This is a genomic window from Actinoplanes aureus, assembly GCF_015704865.1.
Classification (GTDB): Bacteria; Actinomycetota; Actinomycetes; order Mycobacteriales; family Micromonosporaceae; genus Actinoplanes; species Actinoplanes aureus.
On sequence record NZ_JADQTO010000091.1, the window covers coordinates 1 to 1,409 of the forward strand.

A 1,409-nucleotide genomic window follows, 5' to 3' on the forward strand; every position below is an offset into this window, starting at 1 on the left:
CTGGTTCAGGCCACCACCATCGCCGTACCGCATGCTTCCAGCACACCCGAAACCGGCGAAACCGGTCGATCCCCCGAAAGCGTCTTCAATAGACCTGGCACAAACCCTGACCCCGAAAGCGCTCTAGACCGTCCAGCACCGGCAGCACCCACCACCCCGACGACCCGTCCGCCAACCGCGGCCGCCCCACCAACTGTTGGGCTAACTCAAGTGCGATGCCGTAGTCCTCGACCAGCCGCCGCGCCACGAACACCGCCACCGACTCCGCCCGCGGATTCCACGACGACACGCCCAACAACACCGGCACCGGCTCACCCGCCACCGGCTGCGACAACAACTGATCCACCAGCATCGCCGCGATGCACACTCTTACCCGCACCCGGCTCACCGATCACCACCAACTGCCGCCACGGCAACTCCCGCAGACGCGCCGCCACCTGAACGACCTCACCCTCCAAGGGCTGCGCCGTCCACTCCGCGTCATCCGCGTCCCCGAGGTTCAAGACCGCGGACCGGGCTGCCCCGACCTCCACCGCCGACCGGTACCACACCCGCAACGGCGCCGGCCGAGTCAACCGCCTCCGCACCGGACTCGCCCGCACCCGCCGTAGAACCTCGCCAGCCAACACCCGCGACACGACGTCCACCGGCTGCCCCGCACCGTTAGACCGCAGCGCCCGAACCGTCAAACCCAGCCCAAGCAGCCCCGAGGCACCCCCGACGACGCTAAAAACCTGATCAAGCCCGCCCAGCACATCACTGCCATGGAAGGACCAGGCCAACCAGAACAGAACCAGACCGAATGCCAGGAAAACGGCAGCCCACGCAAGGCGCCGCCATAGACCCTCGAACCGCATGCCAGGCACCACGACACAGTACTTAACGTGACCAAGATGCTACACAAACGATCATCCATCTCCGCATCCGCTCATCGGCAGTTCAGGGCGTCCTCTAGGCGCCAGGTCGGCCACGGAACGTAAGGGCCCGTCATCGGCCAGCGCGCACGATCGGCGGCAGATCAGTGCGCGGCTGTCCGTTGAACTGACCCGCGGTGGATCGACCTTCTCATCGTCAGTCGCCTCCGAGTATTCCTAGGCGCGGATCGAGGACGCGCAGATTTACATACTGCCGACCTTCGAACGTACGCCTTCATCGTTTCGCTGTCCGAGTCTGGCCTGCGTCTCGCGCCAAGGCCGGCCAGCTCCAGCAAGACCAGGTTTCTTCGCTGACAGGGCGTCTCGAGGCCGGCCAGCGAATTGATCATGCATCGTCGGATACAGAAAGCGAACTACCGTTCGATCGAGCAACTGAGTGCTGCGCTTCAGCTCGTTATACGGCCCTCGGCGGTATCGACCACAAAGCAGGCGCAGTCCAGGATCTCCAGGAGCGCGGCCCGGACCCGCCGGATC

The 1,409-nt window shown here is 65.2% G+C and carries 1 protein-coding gene; it reads right to left on the reverse strand.

From position 1 onward, the window contains the following. Window positions 1–85: 85 nt before the first annotated feature. Entirely contained in the window at window positions 86–388 is a 303-nt protein-coding gene (locus I4J89_RS49055) for a hypothetical protein (RefSeq protein WP_196421095.1), read from the reverse strand. Window positions 389–1,409: the final 1,021 nt, after the last annotated feature.